Consider the following 17,704-nt stretch of genomic DNA (forward strand, 5'->3'; position numbering starts at 1 on the left):
CCGTTGTCGCCCGGGCCCTGGACCACGCTCCACGCCCGTTTCCGCGGATGGGCCTTCGACCGTGCCGCGGGGACCGATCGCGAGTGGGAACCGGGGGAGCGGTCCGGAGGCTCTCTCGGCACAGGGGTGTGACAGGGGTCACGTCCGCGAGGGCGTCCGGAGGGTCGGTGACGCGCTTCGAGTGCCGCGCCGTTTCGGTGCGGAAGCCCGCCGGAACGGCATCCGGGACGGGCAACGTCGAAGGGCCCCACCGCACGCGGTGGGGCCCTTCGACATCGTGCCCGGTGAGGCACTGGCGGAGGATACGAGATTCGAACTCGTGAGGGGTTGCCCCCAACACGCTTTCCAAGCGTGCGCCCTAGGCCTCTAGGCGAATCCTCCGCCGGAAACATTACATGACCGAGGGGAGTGCTCGCGAACTCGTTCCCGCAGGCCGTCCCCGGGTGCGAGGGGCCGGGCGATCGGGTTCGGTCCGGGGGCCGCCATCGGGTACTGTGGGGCACAGCCCCTCACGCGGCGCTATCTGACTGAACTCCCCCAGGGCCGGAAGGCAGCAAGGGTAGGTCGGCTCTGGCGGGTGCGTGGGGGGCGCTTGCGTTCCCGGGGCCGTGGGTCCGCTTCCGCGGGCGGAGCTTGTTGTCAGTGCGCCCCATTAACCTCGTATGCGTGTCGTCTCTCGCGCTGTACCGCCGCTATCGCCCGGAGACCTTTGCCGAGGTCATCGGGCAGGAGCATGTCACCGACCCGCTGCAGCAGGCGCTGCGGAACAACCGGGTCAATCACGCGTACCTGTTCAGCGGCCCCCGCGGATGCGGCAAGACGACGAGCGCGCGCATCCTCGCCCGCTGTCTGAACTGTGAGCAAGGTCCCACGCCGACCCCCTGCGGGGAGTGTCAGTCGTGCCGCGACCTGGCCCGCAACGGACCGGGTTCCATCGACGTCATCGAGATCGACGCGGCCTCTCACGGTGGTGTGGACGACGCCCGTGAGCTGCGCGAGAAGGCCTTCTTCGGCCCCGCGAGCAGCCGCTACAAGATCTACATCATCGACGAGGCCCACATGGTCACGTCGGCCGGCTTCAACGCGCTGCTGAAGGTCGTCGAGGAGCCGCCGGAGCACCTGAAGTTCATCTTCGCCACCACCGAGCCCGAGAAGGTCATCGGGACCATCCGGTCGCGCACCCACCACTACCCCTTCCGGCTCGTCCCCCCGGGCACCCTGCGCGAGTACCTCGGCGAGGTCTGCCAGAAGGAGGACATCCCGGTCGAGGACGGCGTGCTGCCGCTCGTCGTGCGCGCCGGTGCCGGTTCCGTGCGTGACTCCATGTCCGTCATGGACCAGCTCCTCGCCGGCGCCGGCGAGGACGGCGTGACGTACGCCATGGCGACCTCCCTCCTCGGCTACACCGACGGCTCCCTCCTCGACTCCGTCGTGGAGGCCTTCGCCACCGGTGACGGCGCCGCCGCCTTCGAGGTCGTCGACCGGGTCATCGAGGGGGGCAACGATCCGCGCCGGTTCGTCGCCGACCTGCTGGAGCGGCTGCGCGACCTGGTGATCCTCGCCGCCGTGCCGGACGCCGTGGAGAAGGGCCTCTTCGACGCCCCGGCCGACGTGCTGGAGCGGATGCGGGCCCAGGCCGAGACGTTCGGCGCCGCCGAGCTGAGCCGCGCCGCCGACCTCGTCAACGAGGGCCTGACCGAGATGCGCGGCGCCACCTCGCCCCGCCTCCAGCTGGAACTGATCTGCGCCCGCGTCCTGCTCCCCGCCGCCTACGGCGACGAGCGGTCCCTCATGGCCCGCCTCGACCGCCTGGAGCGCGGCATCGGCTTCTCCGGCGGGGCCGGCCTGCCCGCCATGGGGTACGTCCCCGGTCCCGAAACCCACGGAGGTGTCCCGGCGGCAGCGGCCGGCGCGGGCGCGGTGTCCGTGCCGGCCGGCGGAGGCCCGGCGGCGGCCCGCGCGGCCGTCCGGGGCCCCGGTGCCGGGACCGGTCCCGGTGCGCCCGGCGGTTCGGCCGAGGCCGTTCCCGCCGCCCCCGCCGCACCGGCGCCCCCGCCTGCCCCCGCCCCCGCTGCCCCGGCGGCGGCCCCCGCCCCGGCACCCCCGGCCCCCGCCCCCGCGGAGCAGAGCCCTGCCGCCCCGGCCGCTCCCGCCCCCGGCGCCTGGCCCACCGCCGCCCCCCTCGGCGGTGGCCGGCGCCCCGGCGGCTGGCCCACGGCCGCCGCCCCGGCGAGCGGGCGGCCCGGTCAGGGACAGGGCCCCGGTCAGCCGCAGCAACCCCAGCAGCAGCCGGGACCCGCGGCCCCCGCTCCCGCGCCCCAGGCCCCGGCGCCCGCCCCCGCCGGCGGTCTCGACCCCCGCGCGCTGTGGCCGAACATCCTGGAGGCCGTCAAGAACCGCCGTCGCTTCACCTGGATCCTGCTCAGCCAGAACGCCCAGGTGACCGGCTTCGACGGCACCACCCTCCAGCTCGGCTTCGTCAACGCCGGCGCCCGGGACAACTTCTCCGGAAGCGGCAGCGAGGACGTGCTGCGGCAGGCGCTGGCCGAGCAGTTCAACGTCCAGTGGAAGATCGAGGCGGTCGTCGACCCGTCCGGCGGCGGCACCCCGCAGTCCCCGGCCGCCGCGTCCGGCCCCGCCGGAGGCGGCGGCTACGGCGGCTCGCCCGCCGGCGGCTACGGCGGTGCTCCAGGCGGTGGCTACGGCGCCCCGGCCGCCCCCCGCCCGGCGGCGCCCCGGACCGCCCCGCAGGCCGCCACCGCCACCGGGCCCGGCGGCGCGGCCGCGTCCGGCCCCGCACCGGCGCCCCGGCCGGCCGCCCCGGAGCCGCCGCCCGTCGCCCTCGAGGACGACATCCCCGAGGACGACGACCCGGATCTGAACGAGTCGGCCCTCTCCGGTCACGAGCTGATCGTGCGGGAGCTGGGAGCCACGGTCGTGGAGGAGTTCTCCAACGAGTAGCCCGGGGACGGCGGGTCTTTTGGAGGAAGCTCCGACAAACCCGGCGCCCGGGCTTCGGCAACCTTGCCATTAGGCTGACCCCGTGAAGGTCCTCGTCATCGGCGGCGGCGCCCGCGAACACGCCCTGTGCCGCTCCCTGTCCCTCGACCCCGACGTCACCGCGCTGTACTGCGCTCCCGGCAACGCCGGCATCGCCGAGGTGGCCGAGCTGCACCAGGTCGACGCGCTCGACGGCGCGGCCGTGGCCGCGCTGGCCACCCGCCTCGGTGCCGAGCTGGTCGTCGTCGGCCCGGAGGCCCCGCTGGTCGCCGGCGTCGCCGACGCCGTCCGCGCGGCTGGCATCCCGGTGTTCGGCCCCTCCGGGGAGGCCGCCCGGCTGGAAGGGTCCAAGGCCTTCGCCAAGGACGTCATGGCCGCGGCCGGAGTGCCGACCGCCCGCTCCTACGTCTGCTCCGGTGCCGACGAGGTCGCCGAGGCCCTGGACGCCTTCGGCGCCCCCTACGTCGTCAAGGACGACGGCCTCGCCGCCGGCAAGGGCGTGGTCGTCACCTCCGACCGCGAGGCCGCCGAGGCGCACGCGGCCGGCTGCGGGCAGGTGGTGATCGAGGAGTTCCTCGACGGCCCCGAGGTGTCCCTCTTCGCCGTCACCGACGGAGAGACCGTCGTACCGCTCCAGCCCGCCCAGGACTTCAAGCGCGCCCTGGACGGCGACGAGGGCCCGAACACCGGTGGCATGGGCGCGTACTCGCCGCTGCCGTGGGCCGACCCGAAGCTGGTCGACGAGGTGCTCCAGACCGTGCTCCAGCCGACGGTGGACGAGATGCGCCGCCGGGGCACGCCCTTCTCCGGGCTGCTCTACGCCGGTCTCGCGATCACCTCGCGCGGGGTGAGGGTCATCGAGTTCAACGCCCGCTTCGGCGACCCGGAGACCCAGGTCGTGCTGGCCCGCCTGAAGACGCCGCTGGCCGGCGTGCTGATGGCCGCCGCCACCGGGAACCTGGCCGACCTGGCGCCGCTGCGCTGGAGCGAGGAGGCGGCGGTCACCGTCGTCGTCGCCTCGCACAACTACCCGGACACCCCGCGCACCGGCGACCCGATCACCGGGCTGGACGCGGTCGCCGCCGAGGACGCCCCGCACGCGTACGTGCTGCACGCCGGTACGAAGCGGGACGGCGACGCGGTCGTCAGCGCCGGCGGACGCGTGCTGTCCGTCACGGCCACCGGCAAGGACCTGACCGAGGCGCGCGAGCGGGCGTACCGGGCGGTGGGCCGGATCGGGCTGGACGGCTCGCAGCACCGCACGGACATCGCGGCGAAGGTGGCGCAGTCCGCTGGCGCCTGAGCCATTGACCTTCTGACCTGCACGTACGCGATCAGGCCCCGGATCTGTGATCCGGGGCCTGATCCTTGCTGTCCGTCACCCAGCTCTGACCAAAGCCATTCCATCGGGTGAGCAATCGGCTATCCGGCTGACGGGGACCCGGGCCCCAACTAGGGTGCCGCGCAAGCGTTCCGGCACTTGGCCCACCGGCATTGCGATGTCAGTGGCGGGTGCCACAGTGGGGGAGTGAGCACCACCAGGACAGCACGCGAGCGGCAGGGAGGGGGCGAGGTCGGCACGTGACCGGAATCGGTGTGGAGGCGGGCGCGCTGGCCGCGCGCTCCCGGGCCCTCGCCGTGCTGCGGGTCCGGGGCCGGGCGCTGGGCGTGGCGCTGCTGCCCGCGGGCGCCGCGGTGATCCTGCTGACCGGCGGCTCCACCGGCCATCTCGTCGGCCCGGGCTGGGACGCCGCCCGCTGGGCCGTGGGTGCGCTCGCGGTGCTGGTGCTGCCGGCCGCGGCGGGCGTCGGCCTGGTCGTGGCCCGGGCCCGCCCCGCCACCAGCCCCACGGTCCCGATCCCGGAGGAGTCCGCCCCGGATCTGTACCGGATGGTGCGCGACCTCGCCGACCGCCTGGACGTGCCGGCCCCGTCGGCCATAGCGCTCACCCCGGACTGCGACAGCTGGCTGGAGGACCGGGCGCACTCGGCGCACGGCCCGCCCCCGCGTCCGGCACCCGGCCGGCCGGGGGGCTCCCGGACCCCGGCGCCGCCGGTCCTCGTCATCGGCTCCCCGTTCCTGTGGTGGATGCGCGTGGGCGAACTGCGCGCGGTCCTCGCCCCGGTCATCGCGGGTACGGGCCCCTCGGCGCACCCCGACATAGCGGCCGCCCGCCGCTTCGTGCGCGGGCTGGACGCGGCCGTGGCGGTCGCCTCGGCACCGGGCCGCCTGCCGCCGGTCCGCGGTCTGTGCGCGGCCGTCGGCTGGGTGGCGCGGCTGCTGCTGCGCGGCTGCCGGGAGCACGCGACGCTGATGGAGCGCGGGGTCGCGGCGGCGGCGGCCGAACGCGCCCAGGCGGTCGACTACGGCCTGCGCATCGTCGCCCAGGAGCAGGTCGGGCTCGCCTACGCCGGCTGGGACCGGCTGCTGACCAGGGTGGCGCTGCCCGCCTGGCGCATGGGCCGCTGGCCGTCCCGGCTGGACGCGGGCGTGGTGGCGGCGCTCACCGAGCTGTCCCGCCGCGACCGGCTCGCCGAGGGCTTCGCCTCCCGGCTCGGCGAGCGGCCGGCCTGCGACCTGCTGGAGGAGCCCGGCACGGTGGACGAGGCCGCGTCCCTGCTCGCCGCCCGCCTCTTCCACGGCGGCCCCGCCGAGCCGTGTACCGACTGGGCGCCGGTCGACTGGCAGGCGTACCCGGAGGAGGTCGTGGACCGCACCTGGCGCGTCGACGCGGCCCGTCTGCACCGGGCCCTGGACTCCCTGGGCGTCCGCCCCGCCCCGGCCCCCGGCACCCGCGACCCGGGCGGCCCCACCCTGGCCCGGGTCCTGCACCACCTCACCACCGCCTCCGAAGCCGACGACGACCCGGCGCCACGGCCCGGAGCCGACGGAGAACCGGCGCAAGAGGCCACCCAGCCGAAGCCGACCAGCCCAGAGCCCCAGACCGCCCCGCAGACGGCCGACGACAGCCCAGAGCCCCAGACCGCCCCGCAGACGGCGGACGTCAGGCCGAGGCCCCAGAGCGGCCCACAGGCCCCCGACGGCAAGCCTTCCGCACCGTCCACGGCCGGCGAGGTCCCGGCCCGCACGGACACGACCCCGGCCCCCGCCACCACCGAAAGCCCTTCCGAGCACGCCATCCCGCAGACACCCGCCAACGGGCACCCAGCACAGGCACCCAACAGTGGGCCCCCGGCCCAGGCAGCCCACTGCGAGCCCCCTCCGCAGGGACCCGTAGTCGAGCCCCCCGAACCCCCCCTCCCGCAATCCGTCAACGACGAGGACTCCTCGCAAGGGCCGTCCGTCCTCGGCGACGTCACTCGCTCGGGTGGTACGGGTGAGCGCGAGGTAGACGTCGAGGTCGAGGGTGAGGCGGAGCCCGGCACCCCCCGCAGCGCCGCCCTGGCCGCCCTCCTCACCGCCGAGCTGGCCCGCGAGGAGGCCCGCGCGCAGCAGGCGCAGAAGGCCCGCAAAGGCGCCGCCGGCGCTCACCAGGGCCCCGACGGCGCCGGGTGGGCCCCCGGTGACTACGGCCTGCCCCCGTTCCCGCTCCAGCCCCACCGCACCGCCCGCGAACTCCTCGCCGACCACGTCACGGCGATGGTGTGCTGCGCCGCCGTGGACACCGCGGGCGCGGTCCCCGCCCTGGACTGGCTCGACGGCCCCTCCCTGCTGCTGGACGGCGAACGGGCCGCCGACCTCGCGCCCAAGGTGCTCACCCTGATCGAGGACGGCGACCCGCGCCCCCTGCGCGACTGGCTCACCGCGTTCGGGATACGCCCCGAGAAGCCCGTACGGCTCGTGTGATCCTGCTGCGGCCGGTCACCGCGGCCGCACCCCGGCAAGCCGCCTCCGTTCCCTCCCCCGTAGCGGAAACGCGACTTCCACTTCAGGTCAATTCGCAACGAGTAGTGACTAACCCCGTGCGTAATGTGATGTGCTGGGACCGACCACGCCTTTGGCAATGGCGCGCGACATACGACAGCGCGGCCGAGCACGGCGGAGTACCACCGCTCAGCGGACACCACCGAGACAGACACGGGGGATGAGGGAGGGGAGCGACCATGGCCTCGGACCACATTCGCCGCTGGGAGTCCGGAGCACTCGCGCATGGCGTCACGGATCCCTTCGGCCAGGGCCCGGTGCCCTGGCTGCGCGGCAGCGAGCCGTACATCGACGACTACGGCAAGGTGATGCCCTGGTACGTCGACGCCTGCCCGCAGGCCGCCGAGGGAACCGGCCGCCGCGCCCCCGCTCCCCGCACCTCCTCCTCCGGCCCCCGCTCGGCCGACGACGTGCACCGCCAGATCAAGGGCTTCACCTCCAGCGGCGCGGTCACGCCCGGCGAGGCGATCGACTTCCACATCACGGTCGACCCGCCGCAGGAGTTCTTCGTCGACATCTACCGCATCGGCCACTACGGCGGCGACGGCGCGGCGAAGATCACCACCAGCCCCCGCCTGTCCGGCATCGTCCAGCCCCCGCCGCTGACCGCCGACCGCACCGTCTCCTGCCACCACTGGTGGCTGTCCTGGCGCCTCCAGGTGCCCTCCTACTGGAGCATCGGCGCCTATGTGGCCGTCCTGACCACCGCCGACGGCTACCGCTCCCACGTGCCCTTCACGGTCCGCGACAGCCACCCCGCCGATCTGCTCCTGCTGCTGCCCGACGTCACCTGGCAGGCCTACAACCTCTATCCGGAGGACGGCCACACCGGCGCCAGCCTGTACCACGCCTGGGACGAGCACGGCCGGCTCCTCGGCGAGTCCGACGCGGCCACCACGGTCTCCTTCGACCGGCCGTACGCGGGCGCGGGCCTGCCCCTGCACGTCGGCCACGCCTACGACTTCATCCGCTGGGCCGAGCGCTACGGCTACGACCTCGCCTATGCCGACGCCCGCGATCTGCACGCCGGCCGGATCGACCCGACCCGTTACCGGGGCCTGGTCTTCCCGGGCCACGACGAGTACTGGTCGGTGCCGATGCGCCGGGCCGTCGAAGAGGCCCGCGACCGGGGCACCTCGCTGGTCTTCCTGTCCGCCAACACCATGTACTGGCAGGTGGAGCTGGGCCCGTCGCCGTCCGGTGTCCCGGACCGGCTGCTGACCTGCCGCAAACGCAAGGGGCCGGGCCGGCCGGTGCTCTGGCGCGAGATCGACCGGCCCGAACAGGAACTGGTCGGCATCCAGTACGCGGGCCAGGTGCCCGAGCCGCGCCCGCTGATCGTCCGCAACGGCGGCCACTGGCTGTGGGAGGCGACCGGCGCGCACGAGGGCGACGAGATCAAGGACCTGGTCGCCGGCGAGGCGGACCGCTACTTCCCGCGCACCGCGCTGCCCGAGCACGACGAGCGGATCCTGCTCGCCCACTCCCCCTACACCGACGCCGACGGCGTCCTGCGCCACCAGGAGACGTCCCTCTACCGCGCCCCTTCCGGCGCCTGGGTGTTCGCCTCCGGGACCTTCGCCTGGTCCCCGGCCCTGGACCGTCCGGGCCACGTGGACACCCGGGTCCAGCGCGCCACGGCGAACCTGCTGGACCGCATCTGCAAACGCGACTGACCCCCGGGCGCGCCCGGTCCGCCCCGTACGGGAGAATCGGGGGCATTGGACAGAGCCACGGGGAGGAACCGTGTCCGGATTCGTAGAAAAGCCCGAGCCGATCGAGGTTCCGGGCCTGGTGCACCTGCACACCGGAAAGGTGCGCGACCTGTACCAGAACGAGGCGGGCGACCTCGTGATGGTCGCCAGCGACCGCATGTCCGCCTACGACTGGGTGCTGCCCACCGAGATCCCCGACAAGGGCCGGGTCCTCACCCAGCTCTCCCTGTGGTGGTTCGACCAGCTGCGCGACCTGGCCGCGAACCACGTCATCGGCACCGAGGTGCCCGAGGGCGCCCCGGCCGACTGGGCGGGCCGGACGCTGGTGTGCAAGTCCCTGAAGATGGTCCCGGTGGAGTGCGTGGCCCGCGGCTACCTCACCGGTTCCGGCCTCGCCGAGTACCGGGAGTCCCGTACGGTCTGCGGCCTCGCCCTCCCCGAAGGCCTCGTGGACGGCTCCGAGCTGCCCGCCCCGATCTTCACCCCGGCCACCAAGGCCGCGGTGGGCGAGCACGACGAGAACGTCTCCTACGAGGAGGTGGCCCGCCAGGTCGGCGCGGAGACCGCCGCCCAGCTGCGCCAGGCCACGCTCGCCGTGTACGCGCGGGCCCGGGACATCGCCCGGGACCGGGGGATCATCCTGGCCGACACCAAGTTCGAGTTCGGCTTCGACGGCGACACGCTCGTCCTCGCCGACGAGGTCCTCACCCCGGACTCCTCCCGCTTCTGGCCGGCCGACACCTGGCAGCCGGGCCGCGCCCAGCCGTCGTACGACAAGCAGTTCGTGCGCGACTGGCTGACCTCGCCGGCCTCCGGCTGGGACCGCCGGAGCGAGCAGCCTCCGCCGCCGCTGCCGGACGAGGTCGTGGCCGCGACCCGGCAGAAGTACGTGGAGGCGTACGAGCGGCTGACCGGCACCGGCTGGTCGTAGCCGAAACCCCCGGCGAGAGCCGGGGGTACGCGAAAAGCCCCCGGCGGGAACCGGGGGCTTCTTCATGGAGCGGACGACGAGGCTCGAACTCGCGACCTCAACCTTGGCAAGGTTGCGCTCTACCAACTGAGCTACGTCCGCGTTGCGCCGTGGCGCGAGAGCAACTATACCCAACCTCGCTCGCGGGCGAGACGCACCGCCGCGTGGCGGTTCTCGGCACCGAGCTTGGTGACGGCCGAGGAGAGGTAGTTGCGCACGGTCCCCGGCGACAGCGCGGCCCGCTCGGCGATCTCCGCGACCGGTGCCCCGTCGGCGGCCAGCTCCAGGACCTCGGCCTCCCGCGCGGTCAGCGGGGAGTCCCCGGCGGAGATCGCGTCGGCGGCCAACTCGGGATCCACGTAACGGTTTCCCGCGTGCACGGTGCGGATGATCTCGGCGAGCCGCCGGGCGCTGACCGTCTTCGGGACGAACCCGCGCACACCGGCCGCGAGCGCCCGTTTCAGATGCCCGGGACGGCCGTGCCCGGTGACGATCAGCACCCGGCAGCCGGGCAGTTCGGTACGCAGCGATGTGGCGACCTTCACACCGTCGGCGCCCGGCATCTGCAGATCCAGGACGGCGACGTCGGGCGCGTGCGCCCGCGCCATGGCCAGGGCCTCCGGCCCGGTCGCCGCCTCCGCGACGACCAGCAGATCGTCCTCCAGGGACAGCAGCGCGGCCAGCGCGCCCCGGATCAGATGCTCGTCGTCGGCGAGCAACAGCCGTACCGGTGCGCTCATGAGGTGACTCCTTTCACAGTGGTCAGCGGTACGTCCGCGACCAGCCGGAACCGGTCCCGTCCGGAGCCGACGTGGCCCGCCTCCAAGGTCCCGCCCACGGCGGCCAGCCGCTCCCGCAGCCCGGCCAGTCCCGAGCCGCCGCCGCTGCCGCCGCCGCTTCCGCCGGCCGCCACGGCTCCGTCGTTCTCCACCGTCAGCACCGCCCGCCCCTCACGCACCGTCAGCCCCACCTCGCACCGGCCGGGGTCCCCGTGCCGGAGCACGTTGGTGGCCGCCTCGCGCACCACCCAGCCGAGCGCGGACTGCACCTCGGCGGGCAGTCCGCCGGTCTCCGCGCGGACCTCGCAGTCGATCCCGGCCGCCGCCAGCACGCCCTGCGCACCGGCGAGTTCGGCGCCGAGGTCGGCCTCCCGGTAGCCGCGTACGACGGCGCGCACCTCCCGCTGGGTCTCCTGCGCGATGCGCTGCACCTCGATCATCTGCTCCACCGCCTCCGGCCGGCCCCGCCGGGCCAGCTGGACGGCCAGCTCACTCTTGAGGGAGATCACCGACAGGTTCCGGCCCAGCACGTCGTGCAGGTCCCGGCCGAACCGCAGCCGTTCCTCGGCGACGGCGAGCCGGGCCTCCACCTCGCGGGCGCGCTCCGCCTCCCACAGCACGGACAGCGTCCAGGCCCCGCACCGGCAGGCGAGCTGGGCGAACAGCACCATGAAGGCGGTGACCAGAGCGGTCCCGAGCAGCCCGGCGGCGGAGCGGTCGGCGAGCCCGAGAGCGGCCACCAGCGGCACCGAGAGCACGGCCGCGCCGCGCAGGAAGACCCGTACCGGGACGGTGAGGCCGTACAGCAGCGCGAACGGCAGCAGGACCGCGCCGAGCGCCAGCCGGGCCGTCCCCCGGCCGGCCCCGCCCACCGCGGCGAGCGCCACGATCAGCGCCACGGCGAGGCCCAGCAGGACGGCCGGGACGCGGTGGGCGCCGGCCGGCAGCCGGGCACGCCCCAGGTAGTGGTCGAGGGCGGGCCGGGTGAGCCGGGTCGCGGCGGCGCACTGGAGGGCCGCCACCAGCATCAGCGGGACGCCGAGGAAGGCCGCGGGCCGGCGGTGGACGAGTTCGGCGGCCAGCGGCAGCACCAGCCAGCTCAGGACGAAGAACCAGGTGGTGACGTACCAGGTGACGACCGTGTACAGCTCCACCCGGTCCGCCTTGCCACGCTCCCGCCAGTGCCGCTGCTGCCACCGCCGTATCGGCCCCACCACGCACACCCCCCGTTCCTCAGCGCCGGGGCTCCCACCGGAACCACCGCCGTACGGCGACCACCGCCACCACGGTCCAGGCCAGCGCGGTCGCGAGCGCGCCGAACGCCTCGTAGGCGCTCAACTGGCCGGTCCAGCCGCCCCGGACGAGCCGGAGGGCGGCGGACAGCGGGAGCAGCTCGCAGACGGCGCCGAGCGGCTCCGGCATCACCTCGGTGGGGACCATGATCCCCGAGCCGATCATCGAGCCGAAGACCACGGGCAGCGCGGTGACCTGACCGCTCTCCACGGTCCGGGTGACGGACGCGGTGAGCGCGGCCAGCGCGGCGCTCAGCACCAGCCCGGCCAGCAGCCCCAGCAGGGTCAGGTACGGCGCCTTCGGCGCCCCGGCGCGCAGCAGCGCCGCGCACCCGGCGCACAGCACCAGCGCCTGCGCGAGGCCCACGGTCATGGCGGGCAGGGCGGTGCCGGTGAGGATCTCGGTGTCGGTCAACTCGCCGGTGCGCAGCCGCTTCAGGACCAGTTCCTCGCGGCGGGCCACGTAGGCGTTGACGAGCGAGCTGTAGACGGCGAAGAGGAACGAGAAGCCGATGCCGGCCGTGAGCAGGGCCGCGCCGACGCTGATGCCCTGCTTCTCCAGGTCCAGGTGGTCCAGGGCCGGCCGCACGCTGAACGGCAGCACCAGCGGCACGACGAGCGCGGTGAACACGACCCCGCGGTTGCGGCCGAGGAGGGACAGCTCGGCCCGGGCCAGCGCCCGCAGCCGCCGCACGGAGGGCGCGGTGAGGGACGTGCTCATGCCGCCGCCACCTCCGCCCGCTCCCGGGCGATCCCGAGGAATGCCTCCTCCAGCGAGGCCGAGCGCACGTCCAGCGCGCGCAGTTCGACACCGGCCCGCTCGGCCCAGGCGAGGACGGCGGTGGCGGTCCGCTGGAGTTCGCGGGTGCGCAGCCGGACGGTCCGGCCGTCGTACTCGTGGTCGCAGACGCCGAGGGCGGCCAGGGGCGGCAGATCGCCGGGGAGGTGGCCCGGCGGCAGTTCGAAGGACATCCGGGACGGGCGGCCGGCGGTGACCTCGGCCGGTGTCCCCGAGGCGGCGATCCGGCCCTCGTGCAGGATGGCGAGCCGGTCGGCCAGCTCCTCGGCCTCTTCCAGGTAGTGCGTGGTGAGCAGCACGGTGGTGCCCTGGTCCCGCAGCGCGCGCACCAGTGCCCAGGTGTCCCGGCGGCCCTCGGCGTCCAGTCCGGTGGTCGGCTCGTCGAGGAAGAGCACCTCCGGGTCGCCGAGCAGGGCGAGCGCCAGGTCGAGGCGCCGGCGCTCCCCGCCGGACAGCTGCTTGACCCGTACCGCGTGCTTGTCCTGGAGTCCCACCCGTTCCAGCACCTCGGCCGGGGGCCGGGCGCCGGTGGTGCAGTCGGCCCACATCCGGGCGGTCTCCGCGACGGTCAGTTCGGCGGGGAAGCCGCCTTCCTGGAGCATCACGCCGGTGCGCGGCCGTACGGCGGCCCGCTCGCGGCAGGGGTCGTGGCCGAGGACCCGGATCCGGCCGCCGGCCGGTGCGGCCAGTCCCTCCAGCAGCTCGACCGTCGATGTCTTCCCGGCGCCGTTGGTGCCCAGCAGGGCGAAGATCTCCCCGCGTGCCACGGAGAAGCTGATTCCGCGTACGGCTTCGAACCCGCCCCCGTAGACACGCCTGAGGTCGGTGACCTCGATCACGTGCTCGTGTCCGTCGATGTCCATGGCACCAGCGTCTTCGCGGCGCGCGGCCGGCGGCAGTGCGCGATGTCATCGCCGCGCATGACAAATGTCAGAACCGTGCCGGAGAACGAAAAGACCCCGGTCCGATGGACCGGGGTCTCATTCCCGAGCGGACGACGAGGCTCGAACTCGCGACCTCAACCTTGGCAAGGTTGCGCTCTACCAACTGAGCTACGTCCGCACTGCTCCCGATCGGCTCTCACCGACCGGTGCGGGCACCAGCCTACCCGATCCACAGCAGTGGTCGTGCCGGCGGTGCAGAGCGGGTGACAGGAATTGCACACTGCGCCTTCCCCCTGGAAGGGGGATGTTCTGCTACTGAACTACACCCGCGTGTCCTCGGGATCCGGCCTGTCGGCCTCGCCCCTCGGCGTGTCCCAGACATTAGCCGATCGGCGGGGGGGTTGCGCAAGTCGGCTCCCGCCCGGGTCCCGTATGTCCCAAGTGCACGGCTCCCAGGGGTCCCTGACGGTCCCTGGGAGCCGCCCCTTCGCGGGCTCACTGGGCGGCGGTGAACGCCTCGTAGACCTTCTTCGGGATGCGTCCGCGGGCCGGGACGTCCATCTTGTTGGCCTGGGCCCAGGCGCGGACGGCCGCCGGGTCGGGGGCGACCTCCGTCTGCTTGTACGCCTTGCCGGAGCGCGACCGCTTGCGGCCGGCCTCGACGTACGGTGCGAGCGCCTTGCGCAGTTTCTCGGCGTTGGTTTCGTTCAGGTCGATCTCGTACGACTTGCCGTCGAGTCCGAAGGCGATCGTTTCCGCCGCTTCCGAGCCGTCGATGTCGTCAAAGAGAGTGACCACGACCTTTTGCGCCACGAATATCGGTCCCTTCGTGCGGCACGTCGTTACAGCTCAACGCCGACGACGTGCCGAGTATCGGCTATTGCCAATTCATTTGTACAGTGCCCGGCAATGAAATGTGAAGCCCGACTAAATCCGCCCGCGTGTCCGGGTGCAATAGGCGTGGGCGGGGGGCCCGTGGAACTTTCCCAGATCTTTTCGCGGGCACGCGGCTTCGACACCCGATCGTGATGCGCCTCACGTACTTTCCTCCAACTCTACCCGCGTAGAAATTTTGTGCGGGTAGTCTGAAGGAACCTGCTCAGCACCACACACCGGGAGTGCCAGTGGCACGCGTCGTAGTCGACGTCATGCTCAAGCCGGAGATCCTCGACCCCCAGGGCCAGGCGGTCCAGCGTGCGCTGCCCCGCCTGGGATTCGAAGGGATCTCGGACGTACGTCAGGGAAAGCGTTTCGAACTGGAAGTCGACGGGCCGGTCGACGAGGCCGCCCTCGCCCGCATCCGTGATCTCGCGGAATCCTTCCTCGCCAACACCGTGATCGAGGACTTCACGGTCCGGGTCGACGAAGTCGCGGAGGCGGCCAAGTGACCGCTCGTATTGGCGTCGTCACTTTCCCGGGCAGCCTGGACGACCGGGACACCCAGCGCGCGATCCGCCTCGCGGGCGCCGAGCCGGTCGCCCTGTGGCACAAGGACAAGGACCTCAAGCAGGTCGACGCCGTGGTCCTGCCCGGCGGCTTCTCCTACGGCGACTATCTGCGGGCCGGTGCCATCTCCCGGTTCTCGCCGGTGATGGACTCCGTGATCGAGCAGGCGAAGGCCGGGCTGCCGGTCCTCGGCATCTGCAACGGCTTCCAGGTCCTCACCGAGGCCCACCTCCTCCCGGGCGGGATGCTCGGCAACGACCACCTCCACTTCATCTGCCGCGACCAGAAGCTGCGGGTGGAGAACGCGGAGACGGCCTGGACCGGCGACTACCGCGCCGGTCAGGAGATCCACATCCCGCTGAAGAACATGGACGGCCGGTACGTCGCCGACGAGTACACGCTCGACAAGCTGGAGGCCGAGGGCCGCGTCGTCTTCCGGTACCTCGACTTCAATCCGAACGGCTCGCTGCGGGACATCGCCGGCATCACCAACGAGGCCGGGAACGTCGTCGGCCTCATGCCGCACCCCGAGCACGCCGTCGAGCCGCTGATCGGTACCGGCCGTACCGACGGGCTCCCGTTCTTCACCTCGATCCTCAAGAAGCTGGTGGGCGCATGAGCCGGACGCCTCTGGACACGGTCGAGCACGCGGCCGCGACCCCCGACGTCGAGCTGCCCTGGGCCGAACTCGGCCTGAAGAAAGACGAGTACGAGCGGGTGGTGGAGATCCTCGGCCGCCGCCCGACCGGCGCCGAGCTGGCCATGTACTCGGTCATGTGGTCCGAGCACTGCTCGTACAAGTCCTCCAAGGTCCACCTGCGCCAGTTCGGCGAGAAGGCGCCGCAGAGCGACGCGCTGCTGGTGGGCATCGGCGAGAACGCCGGCGTGGTCGACGTCGGCCAGGGTTACGCCGTGACGTTCAAGGTCGAGTCGCACAACCACCCGTCGTACGTCGAGCCCTACCAGGGCGCGGCCACCGGCGTCGGCGGCATCGTCCGCGACATCATCGCGATGGGCGCCCGCCCGGTCGCGGTCGTGGACCCGCTGCGCTTCGGCGCCGCCGACCACCCCGACACCAAGCGCGTCCTGCCGGGCGTGGTCGCGGGCATCGGCGGCTACGGCAACTGCCTGGGCCTGCCCAACATCGGCGGCGAGGTCGTCTTCGACGCCTGCTACCAGGGCAACCCGCTGGTCAACGCCGGTGCCATCGGTGTGATGCGGCACGAGGACATCCACCTGGCCAAGGCGTCCGGCGCGGGCAACAAGGTCATCCTCTACGGCGCCCGGACCGGCGGCGACGGCATCGGCGGCGCCTCCATCCTGGCCTCCGAGACCTTCGACGACGCCAAGCCCTCCAAGCGTCCCGCCGTCCAGGTCGGCGACCCCTTCCAGGAGAAGCTGCTCATCGAGTGCACCCTGGAGGCGTTCCGGGAGAAGCTGGTCGTCGGCATCCAGGACCTCGGCGCGGCCGGCCTGTCCTGCGCGACGAGCGAGCTGGCGTCGAACGGCTCCGGCGGCATGCGCGTGACGCTGGACGACGTGCCGCTGCGCGACTCGACCCTGTCTCCTGAGGAGATCCTCATGAGCGAGTCGCAGGAGCGCATGTGCGCGGTCGTGGAGCCGGACAAGGTCGACCGCTTCCTGGAGATCTGCGAGAAGTGGGACGTCATCGCCACCGTCATCGGTGAGGTGACCGACGGCGACCGGCTGGAGATCTTCTGGCACGGCGAGAAGATCGTGGACGTCGACCCGCGCACGGTCGCGCACGACGGCCCGGTCTACGAACGTCCCTACGCCCGCCCCGACTGGCAGGACGCCCTCCAGGCGGACGACGCCAACAAGCTGCCCCGCCCGGAGACGAGCGAGGAGCTGAGGGACCAGGTCCTGAAGCTGGTGGCGTCGCCGAACCAGGCGTCGAAGAAGTGGGTCACGCAGCAGTACGACCACTTCGTGCAGGGCAACACCGTGCTGGCGCAGCCGGAGGACTCCGGCATGATCCGTGTCGACGACGAGACCGGTCTCGGTGTCGCGATCGCGACGGACGGCAACGGCCGGTACGCCAAGCTGGACCCGTACACGGGCGCGCAGCTGGCCCTCGCCGAGGCGTACCGGAACGTCGCCACCACGGGTGCCAAGCCGCTGGCGGTCTCCGACTGCCTGAACTTCGGCTCGCCCGAGGACCCGGCGGTGATGTGGCAGTTCGCCGAGGCGGTACGCGGTCTGGCGGACGGCTGCCGGCAGCTGGGCACCCCGGTGACCGGCGGCAACGTCTCGCTGTACAACCAGACCGGCGAGGCGGCGATCCACCCGACCCCGGTCGTCGCCGTCCTCGGCGTGATCGACGACGTGGCCCGCCGCACCCCGGTCGCCTTCCAGGAGGAGGGCCAGCTGATCTACCTCCTCGGCGACACCCGCGAGGAGTTCGGCGGCTCGGCCTGGTCCCAGGTGATCCACGACCACCTCGGCGGCCTGCCTCCGGCGGTGGACCTGGAGCGGGAGCGGCTGCTGGCCGAGATCCTGATCTCCGCCTCCCGCGACGGCATGATCGACTCCGCGCACGACCTGTCCGACGGCGGTCTGATCCAGGCGGTCGTGGAGTCGGCGCTGCTCGGCGGCATCGGCGCCCGCCTGGTCGTCCCCGACGGCCTGGACGCCTTCACCTTCCTCCTCTCGGAGTCGGCCGGCCGCGCCGTCGTCGCCGTCCCGCGCTCGGAGGAGATCCGCTTCACCGACATGTGCGGCGCCCGCGGCCTGCCGGCCACCCGCATCGGCGTGGTGGACGGCGACGCGGTGGAGATCCAGGGCGAGTTCTCCCTCTCCCTGGAGGACCTCCGCAGGGCCCACGAGGAGACGATCCCGGCGCTGCTGGCGTAAGCGGTCGTACGACAGGAGGGTCCCGGCCGGACGAGTGTGTCCGGGCGGGACCCTTGTGTT

At 73.2% G+C, this 17,704-nt stretch carries 13 protein-coding genes, 4 tRNA genes and 1 other RNA gene; 9 read left to right on the forward strand and 9 right to left on the reverse strand.

Features of this window, described 5'->3' with window-relative positions; translation table 11 throughout:
* Positions 1-293 precede the first annotated feature (293 nt).
* A tRNA-Ser gene (locus SCK26_RS19455) sits at positions 294-381 on the reverse strand.
* Between the two features lie 119 nt (positions 382-500).
* On the opposite strand from SCK26_RS19455, the gene ffs reads away from it, so the two are divergent.
* From ffs to SCK26_RS19485, 6 genes are all read left to right on the forward strand, one after another.
* Positions 501-599: signal recognition particle sRNA small type (gene ffs / locus SCK26_RS19460), an RNA gene on the forward strand.
* Between the two features lie 67 nt (positions 600-666).
* Positions 667-2,961 carry a DNA polymerase III subunit gamma and tau gene (locus SCK26_RS19465; RefSeq protein ID WP_318202575.1) on the forward strand — a complete coding sequence of 765 codons (2,295 nt, stop codon included), beginning with the start codon at positions 667-669 and terminating at the stop codon, positions 2,959-2,961.
* A gap of 82 nt (positions 2,962-3,043) precedes the next feature.
* Positions 3,044-4,303 (forward strand): phosphoribosylamine--glycine ligase, encoded by a 1,260-nt coding sequence (gene purD, locus SCK26_RS19470; protein WP_318202576.1) that lies wholly within the window; start codon positions 3,044-3,046, stop codon positions 4,301-4,303.
* 278 nt (positions 4,304-4,581) lie between these two features.
* Entirely contained in the window at positions 4,582-6,807 is a 2,226-nt protein-coding gene (locus SCK26_RS19475; protein WP_318202577.1) for a hypothetical protein, read from the forward strand.
* Positions 6,808-7,064: 257 nt separating this feature from the next.
* Positions 7,065-8,561, forward strand: coding sequence for a N,N-dimethylformamidase beta subunit family domain-containing protein (locus SCK26_RS19480; protein WP_318202578.1), 1,497 nt, complete (start codon positions 7,065-7,067; stop codon positions 8,559-8,561).
* A gap of 70 nt (positions 8,562-8,631) precedes the next feature.
* Positions 8,632-9,531 (forward strand): phosphoribosylaminoimidazolesuccinocarboxamide synthase, encoded by a 900-nt coding sequence (locus tag SCK26_RS19485; protein WP_318202579.1) that lies wholly within the window; start codon positions 8,632-8,634, stop codon positions 9,529-9,531.
* Positions 9,532-9,596: 65 nt separating this feature from the next.
* Here the strand turns inward: SCK26_RS19485 and SCK26_RS19490 are convergent.
* The 8 genes from SCK26_RS19490 to SCK26_RS19525 form a co-directional block, all read right to left on the reverse strand.
* Positions 9,597-9,672: transfer RNA gene (locus tag SCK26_RS19490), tRNA-Gly, on the reverse strand.
* A gap of 23 nt (positions 9,673-9,695) precedes the next feature.
* Positions 9,696-10,310 carry a response regulator transcription factor gene (locus SCK26_RS19495; protein ID WP_318202580.1) on the reverse strand — a complete coding sequence of 205 codons (615 nt, stop codon included), beginning with the start codon at positions 10,308-10,310 and terminating at the stop codon, positions 9,696-9,698.
* Positions 10,307-11,566, reverse strand: coding sequence for a sensor histidine kinase (locus SCK26_RS19500; RefSeq protein ID WP_318202581.1), 1,260 nt, complete (start codon positions 11,564-11,566; stop codon positions 10,307-10,309). Before SCK26_RS19500 ends, SCK26_RS19495 begins: the two co-directional genes overlap by 4 nt.
* Before the next feature lie 16 nt (positions 11,567-11,582).
* Positions 11,583-12,362 (reverse strand): ABC transporter permease, encoded by a 780-nt coding sequence (locus tag SCK26_RS19505; protein WP_318202582.1) that lies wholly within the window; start codon positions 12,360-12,362, stop codon positions 11,583-11,585.
* Complete coding sequence (locus tag SCK26_RS19510) at positions 12,359-13,303, reverse strand: ABC transporter ATP-binding protein (protein ID WP_318202583.1); 945 nt, start codon at positions 13,301-13,303, stop codon at positions 12,359-12,361. The genes SCK26_RS19505 and SCK26_RS19510 overlap by 4 nt, the downstream gene beginning before the upstream one ends.
* 126 nt (positions 13,304-13,429) lie before the next feature.
* Positions 13,430-13,502 (reverse strand) — tRNA-Gly (locus SCK26_RS19515).
* 80 nt (positions 13,503-13,582) lie between these two features.
* Positions 13,583-13,654 (reverse strand) — tRNA-Gly (locus tag SCK26_RS19520).
* Between the two features lie 165 nt (positions 13,655-13,819).
* Positions 13,820-14,137: a histone-like nucleoid-structuring protein Lsr2 gene (locus SCK26_RS19525; protein ID WP_318202584.1), complete on the reverse strand. Its 318-nt coding sequence runs from the start codon at positions 14,135-14,137 to the stop codon at positions 13,820-13,822.
* 311 nt (positions 14,138-14,448) lie between these two features.
* Here SCK26_RS19525 and purS point away from each other — a divergent pair, with 311 nt between their 5' ends.
* The 3 genes from purS to purL are packed head-to-tail and all read left to right on the forward strand — an operon-like array spanning position 14,449 to position 17,644.
* Positions 14,449-14,712 (forward strand): phosphoribosylformylglycinamidine synthase subunit PurS, encoded by a 264-nt coding sequence (gene purS, locus SCK26_RS19530; RefSeq protein WP_014673609.1) that lies wholly within the window; start codon positions 14,449-14,451, stop codon positions 14,710-14,712.
* A complete protein-coding gene (purQ, locus tag SCK26_RS19535) occupies positions 14,709-15,389 on the forward strand; it encodes a phosphoribosylformylglycinamidine synthase subunit PurQ (RefSeq protein ID WP_318202585.1) in 681 nt (226 codons plus the stop codon). Before purS ends, purQ begins: the two co-directional genes overlap by 4 nt.
* Entirely contained in the window at positions 15,386-17,644 is a 2,259-nt protein-coding gene (gene purL / locus SCK26_RS19540) for a phosphoribosylformylglycinamidine synthase subunit PurL (RefSeq protein ID WP_318202586.1), read from the forward strand. Before purQ ends, purL begins: the two co-directional genes overlap by 4 nt.
* Positions 17,645-17,704 lie beyond the last annotated feature (60 nt).

This window comes from Streptomyces sp. SCL15-4 (assembly GCF_033366695.1).
In the GTDB taxonomy this organism is placed as follows: Bacteria; Actinomycetota; Actinomycetes; order Streptomycetales; family Streptomycetaceae; genus Streptomyces.

Excerpts from the sequence above, each read along its gene's own strand:
- SCK26_RS19480 (WP_318202578.1), top strand. The coding sequence starts at position 7,065 with ATGGCCTCGGACCACATTCGCCGCTGGGAGTCCGGAGCACTCGCGCAT.
- SCK26_RS19495 (WP_318202580.1), bottom strand. The coding sequence starts at position 10,310 with ATGAGCGCACCGGTACGGCTGTTGCTCGCCGACGACGAGCATCTGATC.
- SCK26_RS19505 (WP_318202582.1), bottom strand. The coding sequence starts at position 12,362 with ATGAGCACGTCCCTCACCGCGCCCTCCGTGCGGCGGCTGCGGGCGCTG.
- SCK26_RS19510 (WP_318202583.1), bottom strand. The coding sequence starts at position 13,303 with ATGGACATCGACGGACACGAGCACGTGATCGAGGTCACCGACCTCAGG.
- purL (WP_318202586.1), top strand. The coding sequence starts at position 15,386 with ATGAGCCGGACGCCTCTGGACACGGTCGAGCACGCGGCCGCGACCCCC.